Source organism: Streptomyces pacificus (assembly GCF_011766325.1).
GTDB lineage: Bacteria > Actinomycetota > Actinomycetes > Streptomycetales > Streptomycetaceae > Streptomyces > Streptomyces pacificus.
The window spans coordinates 69123-75933 of the sequence record NZ_BLLG01000023.1; the positions used below are offsets into that span (position 1 = coordinate 69123).

The 6811-nt window shown below is 73.5% G+C and carries 5 protein-coding genes; 4 read left to right on the forward strand and 1 reads right to left on the reverse strand.

Features of this window, described 5'->3' with window-relative positions; genetic code table 11:
- Positions 1-79 precede the first annotated feature (79 nt).
- The 4 genes from SCWH03_RS25830 to SCWH03_RS25845 are packed head-to-tail and all read left to right on the forward strand — an operon-like array spanning position 80 to position 5050.
- Positions 80-1666, forward strand: a complete 1587-nt coding sequence (locus tag SCWH03_RS25830; RefSeq protein WP_173266908.1) for an ABC transporter substrate-binding protein — start codon at positions 80-82, stop codon at positions 1664-1666.
- Positions 1663-2613, forward strand: coding sequence for an ABC transporter permease (locus SCWH03_RS25835; protein WP_173266909.1), 951 nt, complete (start codon positions 1663-1665; stop codon positions 2611-2613). The genes SCWH03_RS25830 and SCWH03_RS25835 overlap by 4 nt, the downstream gene beginning before the upstream one ends.
- Entirely contained in the window at positions 2610-3470 is an 861-nt protein-coding gene (locus SCWH03_RS25840; protein WP_173266910.1) for an ABC transporter permease subunit, read from the forward strand. Before SCWH03_RS25835 ends, SCWH03_RS25840 begins: the two co-directional genes overlap by 4 nt.
- A complete protein-coding gene (locus tag SCWH03_RS25845; protein ID WP_254077025.1) occupies positions 3467-5050 on the forward strand; it encodes an ABC transporter ATP-binding protein in 1584 nt (527 codons plus the stop codon). The genes SCWH03_RS25840 and SCWH03_RS25845 overlap by 4 nt, the downstream gene beginning before the upstream one ends.
- A gap of 58 nt (positions 5051-5108) precedes the next feature.
- Here the strand turns inward: SCWH03_RS25845 and SCWH03_RS25850 are convergent, their stop codons facing one another.
- The gene (locus SCWH03_RS25850; protein WP_173266911.1) at positions 5109-6758 is read right to left on the reverse strand and encodes a (2,3-dihydroxybenzoyl)adenylate synthase; all 1650 of its coding nucleotides are present in this window, start codon (positions 6756-6758) and stop codon (positions 5109-5111) included.
- Between the last annotated feature and the right edge of the window lie 53 nt (positions 6759-6811).

Genomic DNA, 6811 nt, shown 5'->3' on the forward strand with positions numbered 1-6811 from the left:
CCGTCGTGCCGCCCTCACGTCACGCGCCGCGGACGCCTCCCGGCGCACGGTTCAGCTCAGCAGAACGTCAAGGAGAAGCATGTCCAGACAGATCGATCGCCGCGCCTTCCTCCGCCGTGGTGCGGTGGGAGCCGCGGCTCTGGCGGTGGGACCCGGCCTGCTGGCGGCGTGCTCCACCGACGAGCCCCGCTCCGACCGCAACCCCGGATCGGGTTCCTCGCCCCGCTCGGGCGGCACACTCCGCGCGGCCTTCGTCGGCGGCGGCGCCTCCGAGACGCTCGACTTCTTCAACGGCCCGTCGGCACTCGACCTGGTGCGGGCCCGCGCCTGGCACGGCACCTTGGGCAACCTCGACCCCAGCGGTCCCGGCGGAGTGCGCTACGGCGTACTCAAGGGCATCGACATCTCCAAGGACCTGTCTACCTACACCCTGCACGTGCGGCCCGGCGTCCGCTTCACCGACGGCTCCGAGCTGACCTCGGCCGACATCCTGCACTCCCTCAGCGCCCTCGCGGCGAAGAGCAAGCTGCCCGTGTACCGGCTCGCCGCCGCCAACTTCGACCTCGCGCGCGCCAAGGCCGACGGTGACCTGAAGGTCGTCCTGCCCACCCTGCGGCCCATCGCCGACGGGCGCATGATTCTCTGCCAGGGCAACTTCCTCGTGCTCAAGGACGGGACCAAGGACTTCCGCAAGGGAATGCCCAGTTGCGGCCCCTTCCGGCTCACCCAGTTCACCGCCGGCCAGGGTTCGGCGTTCGAGCGCTACGACGACCATTACGGTCACGTGCCCCACCTGGACGGCCTGGAGCTGCGGTCGATCGCGGACTCGACCGCCAGGGCCGGTGCGCTCACCAGCGGTGAGGTCGACTTCGCCCACGACCTGTCTCCCGTCACCGCGCGCACGCTCGAGCGGAACAAGAAGGTCGAACTCGTCCCGACCAAAAGCCCCTACCTGGTCGGACTTTCCTTCCAGATGAACATGAACGTCAAGCCGTTCGACGACCCCAGGGTGCGGCAGGCGTTCAAGCTCGCCGTCGACCGGGAGGCCATGGTGAAGACCGTGTTCTACGGCAACGCCGAGGTCGGCAACGACCTCCCCTCCATCGGCTTCCCCGACTACGCCGAGGGCCTGCCCCAGCGCGCCCACGACCCGGAGCGGGCCCGTGAACTCCTCAAGGAAGCCGGGGCCGAGGGGATGAAGGTGACGCTGACGACCGGCCCCGAGACGCCGGGCATGGTGGAGATGGCCACCCTCTACGTCGAGCAGCTCAAGAAGGTCGGCGTCCGGGCCTCGGTCCGCGAACTGCCGCCGGGACAGCTCTACGCCGACTTCCCCGCGTACGCGGCGCTGCCCCTGGCTGGCTCGTACCAGATGCCCATCCCCGCGCTGTCGACCTACCAGATGAGCCTGGCGGGCGGATCGCCGTCGGCGTTCGGCTGGAAGGAGTCGGCGACCGACGCCCTCGTCGCGAAGGCCCGTGCCGAGAGCGACCCGGCCGAGGCGGAGAAGCTGAGCACCGAGGCGCAGCGCACGCGCTGGGAGGACGGCAACCAGGTGCTGCCGGTCTTCAAGCCGAACCTGAACGCGCAGGCCGATGGGGTCAGCGGCATACGCGAGGACCTCTTCGAGCAGTTCCCCGGCTTCTCCCGGGCGTCGCTGGGGTGAGCCTGCTCGCGTTCGCCGGCCGTCGCCTCGCCGGGGCGGCGGTCACGCTCGTCCTGCTGTCGGCGGTGATCTTCGCGGCAACGGCGGTCCTGCCCGGGGACGTCGTCAGCGCGGTCGCCGGAGTGGACGCCTCCGAGACGCAACGCGCCGTCGTCCGGGTCGAGCTGGGCCTGGACCGGCCGGCCGCGGAGCGGTACGCGGACTGGCTGGCGGGCGCGGTCCGGGGGGATCTGGGCCGTGGCTTCGTGGGGGACCGGCCGGTCACCGACGTCATCACCACCCGCCTGCCCAACAGCCTGCTGCTCGCCGGGCTGACCCTCGCGGTCACCGCGCCGCTGGCCGCGTCGCTCGGTCTGTGGACCGGTCTGCGCGGCGGCGGCGCCGACCGCCTGGTCTCGACATCCGCCCAGGTCCTGGCCGCCGTACCGGAGTTCGTCGTCGCCGCGCTGCTCGTCGTGGTGCTGGCGGTGTGGCTGGAGGTGCTCCCGCCCGTCTCCGTCGTCCCGCTGGGCGGTACGCCGTTCGACGTGCCGCACGCGCTTGTCCTGCCCGTGCTGAGCCTCAGCGCGGTCGGTGTCGCGGTGGCCACCCGGCTGCTGCGGGTCTCTGTCGCCGATGTGGCGGCCACCCCGTACTGCGAGGCCGCACGGCTGGGCGGGGTGCGCGGAGTACGGCTCGCCGTCCGCCACATCCTGCCCAACGCCGCGGGGCCCGCCGTTCAGGCGCTCACCCTCACCACGGGGGCGCTGGTCGGCTCGGCGGTCGTGGTGGAGAACGTCTTCGACTACCCCGGCATCGGGCGGGAGCTGCAACTGGCCGTCGCGGCACGGGACGTACCGATGGTCCAGGGCATCGCCACAGCGCTCGTCGCGGTGATGCTCGCGGTGCTGCTGCTGGGTGACATCTGCGCGCGTCTGCTGGGCGCATGGGAAGGACACGGCCGATGACGACGGTCCTGACACCACCGGGGAGGCGGGCACGCACGGCCTGTCCGGGCCCTTCCGTGCGCCGCCGGCCACCGCTGCTCACCGGAGCGGGTGCCCTGCTCGTCCTCCTGCTCGCCCTGCTGGGCCCGCTGGCCGCGCCGCACAGCCCCACCGCGCAGCTCGCCGCGCCCTTCCAGCAGCCCGACGGGCAGTTCCTCCTCGGCACCGACGTGCTGGGCCGGGACGTGATGAGCCGGGTGCTCAGCGGCGGTCGCACCCTCGTGCTCATCGCATTCACCGGGACGGCGGCGGCCGGAGCCGTCGGGATGGCCGCCGGAGTCCTGGCGGCCATGGTGTCCCGCCGACTCGGCGACCTGCTGATCCGCTGCGTCGACGCCCTGGCCGTCCTTCCCGCCCTCCTGGTGGTCCTCGTCCTGGCCGCCGGGTTCCCGGGCAGCGACACGGCCCTGGTGGCGGCGGTCGCTCTGGCCACGGCCCCCTTCTCCACCCGGGTGCTGCGCGCGGCGGCGGACACGGTCCTCGGCAGCGGCTACGTCGAGGCGGCCCTGGCTCGCGGCGACACCCGGCGGGCCGTGCTGCGCCACGACGTCCTGCCCAACATCGCCGGAACGGCCCTGATGGACACCGCTCTGCGCCTGGTCGCCTCCCTCCATCTCACCGCCACCGCGGGCTTTCTGGGCCTCGGACAGGGCGGGGCGGTACCGAACTGGGGGCGCATGGTGAGCGAGAACGTGCCCGGGGCGACCCTGGCCGCGACGCCGTTCCTCGCTCCGGCGCTGCTCCTGGTGCTGCTGTCCGTCTGCGTGGGGCTGCTGGCCGGACGGCTGGCGGACGCGGTGGGGAGGGGGCCCGCGTGACCGGCCGTGCGACCACCGCGCGAGCGGCTCTCCGCCTGCCGGGCGAAGGCACGCTCGCCGAGATCAGCGGACTGACGCTCGGGCCGGCGGCCGGCGGGCCGCCCGTCCTGCACGACGTCGGCCTCTCCCTGCCGCGCGGGCGGGTGCTGGGGGTCGTCGGCAGGTCCGGATCGGGCAAGAGCAGCCTGGCGTACAGCCTGCTCGGGCATGTCCGGCCCGGCCTGGAGCTCCGCGACGGAACCGTCCGGGTGGCCGGACTCGACCCCTTCGACGGCGCCAACTCCCGGCGGCTGCGCGGCCGGACGGTGTCCTACCTGGGTCAGGACCCCGCCGCGTCGCTCAACCCCGCGCTCCGGATCGGCACGCAGATCGCCGAGGCGGTGCGCCTGCGCTCGTCCGCGAGGCGTAGCGCGGACGTCCGCGCGCGGGTCGAGGAACTGCTGCTGTCTGTGCGGCTGCCCGCCGACCGGGCGTTCCTGCGCCGGCTGCCCCGGCAGCTGTCCGGGGGACAGGCACAGCGCGTGGGTCTCGCCGTCGCCCTGGCGGGACGGCCGAGCCTGCTGGTCCTCGACGAGCCCACCAGCGGCCTGGACCCGGTCCTGGCGGACGGGATACGCACGCTGCTGGCCGAGGTCCTGTCCGCGGGGGACCGCGCCGCGTTGCTGGTCAGCCACGACCCGGCGTGGCTCGCGACCGTGGCGGACGAGGTCATCCGCCTGGACTGCGGCCGGATCGTCGAGGGCGGACTGCCGAAGGCGTCCGTGCCCGTGCCCACGTCCCAGGGTGTCCCGGTGGGTGGCCCCCGCACCACGGCTGTCGGGGCGGAGACCGACGGCGGCGGGCTGTCCCTGCGGAGCCTGTACGCCGCCCACGGGCGGGTTCCTGTCCTGCACGACGTCTCCCTGACCGTTCCGGAGGGTTCCTGCACCGCCGTCGTGGGGCCCTCGGGGTCGGGGAAGACCACCCTCGCCCGGTGCCTCGCCGGGCTCCACCCGCCCGCGCGGGGAAGCGTCGCGTGGCTGCACGCCGACATGCCACGGGGACGCGGGAATCCCGTGCACCTCGTCGCCCAGGACGTCCGCGGTGCCCTCAACCCGCGGGAATCAGCGGGGGACGCGCTGATGCGCCCCCTCAGAGGGGTACGGGGCCGGTCGGCCCAGGAGGCGTCCGGCCGAGCCCTGCGGCTGCTCGGACTCGTCGGGCTGGACGCGGATGTCCTGCCGCGCCGGCCGGGGGAGTTGTCGGGCGGCCAGCGCCAACGCGTCGCACTGGCACGGACGCTGGCCGCGGAGCCGCGCGTCCTGGTCTGCGACGAGATCACGTCGGCGCTCGACCCGGACACGGCGGGCGGGGTGCTGAAGCTGCTTGACTCGCTGCGGGAGACGCTGGGCCTGACCGTGGTGATGGTGACGCACGACCTCGCCGCCGCGGCCGCCCACGCGGAGCGGGTCGTCGTCCTGGACGCGGGGCGGGTGGTCGAGGCCGGGCCCGTCGACCGTGCGCTGGTGGCTCCGGAGCATCCCGTCACGCGGGCTCTGCTCGCCTGCGCGGACGGTCCCGTCCTCGCCGCACCGCAGTAGCGCCCGGTACGGCCGGCAGGAGGGGCGCCGCGCGCGCGGCGCCCCTCCGCGCCGCTTTTTACGACCGGAGCAACTGCTGGGCAAGCGCCGCCTTGTCCACCTTCCCGACGGCGGTGAGCGGCAGTCCGGGCACCTCGACGACCTCGTCCGGCGTCTTGTAACCGGCCAGCCCGCGTTCCTTCAGATGGGCGGCGACCTCCCGTGCGCCGGGAGCCGGGCCCGAGCAGACCACGAAGGCCACAGTCCGTTCCCCCCAGCGCTCGTCCTCCACACCCACCAGCGCCGCCGCCGTGATCGCCGGATGCGTGAGCAACTGCTCCTCCACCTCGACCGCGGCGATCTTCTCGCCGCCACGGTTGATCTGGTCCTTGATCCGCCCCACCACCACGAGGTGTCCCGTCGGCAGCCGTCGGACCACGTCACCGGTCCGGTAATGACCGTCCGGGGTGAACGCCGTACGGTTGTGCTCCTCGGCCCGGTAGTAGCCCCGCAGGGTGTACGGGCCACGGGTGAGCAGTTCACCAGGGGTACCGTCCGGCACGGGCCTGCCGTCGGCGTCCACGACGAGGATCTCGTCGTCCGGCGAGAGGGGCCGGCCCTGTGTGGCGCAGACGAGGTCCTCGGGGTCGTTTAGACGCGTCAGGTTGATCAGTCCCTCCGCCATGCCGAAGACCTGCTGCACGGTCACCCCGAGTGCCGGTCCGAGCTTGCGGGCGTGCTCCTCGGGCAGTCGTGCCCCGCCGACCTGTACCACCGCGAGGCTGCCGAGGTCCCAGGAACCGGAGGCGGCCTCGTCCATCCAGTGGGTGACGAGCGGCGGGGTGAGGGAGGTCAGCGTCACGCCCTCCCGCTCGATGAGGGCGAACGCCGTCTGGGGGCTGGGGTCGGGGGCGACCACGACGGTTCCTCCGGCCATCAGGGTGCCCAGCACGCCGGGGCAGGCGAAGGCGAAGTTGAACCCGATCGGCAGTACCGCCAGGTAGACGGTTTCGGTGTCGAGTACGCAGACCTCGGCGCAGGCGCGGGCGTTGTAGGCGTAGTCGTCGTGCGTCCGCGGGATGAGCTTGGGCAGGCCCGTGGTGCCGCCGGACAGCAGCAGCAGGGCGACATCGGAGGGGTCGGCTCCGCCGTCGTCGGAGGCGGGAACCGGCGGGGCGTCCGCCGTGGAGGGCGGAGCCGACCGCAGTTCGTCGAACGGGACGAAGCCGCTCTCCTGACCGGGATCGCCGACCACGATGACGGTCCGCGGCGAGCGGCCCGGTCCGTGTTCCGCCCGCACCGAGCGCATCAGCTCCCGGTAGTCGAACCGGGCGTGCCGGTCGGGCACCACGCAGGCCACGGCGCCCGAAACGCGCACCAGATGCCCGATCTCCCGGCGCCGGTGGGCCGGCATGGCGTGCACCGGAACCGCCCCGATCCGCTGCAGGGCGAACCAGACGAGCACGAACTCGGCGCAGTTGGGGAGCTGGACCACGACGCGGTCACCCCGCCCGATCCCGAGCCCGCGCAGTCCCTGGGCGACGAGGTCGGCCTCGGAATCCAGTTCCGCGTAGGTCCATCGCCGGTCGCCGTCGACCAGAGCCACTCGGCCGCCGTGCTCGGTCGCTCCTTGGCGCAGGCGGGCGCCGAAGGTCACTCCCTGCCAGTGGCCGGCGGCCCGGTAGCGCGCTGATTCCGCCGCGGACCAGGTGTGTTGAGTGTCGGTCATGGGGCTCTGCCTCTCCTTGCCGGGCCACGGGATCTGGCGCCGAGGCCGGTCGT

Excerpts from the sequence above, each read along its gene's own strand:
- SCWH03_RS25850 (WP_173266911.1), bottom strand. The coding sequence starts at position 6,758 with ATGACCGACACTCAACACACCTGGTCCGCGGCGGAATCAGCGCGCTAC.
- SCWH03_RS25830 (WP_173266908.1), top strand. The coding sequence starts at position 80 with ATGTCCAGACAGATCGATCGCCGCGCCTTCCTCCGCCGTGGTGCGGTG.
- SCWH03_RS25840 (WP_173266910.1), top strand. The coding sequence starts at position 2,610 with ATGACGACGGTCCTGACACCACCGGGGAGGCGGGCACGCACGGCCTGT.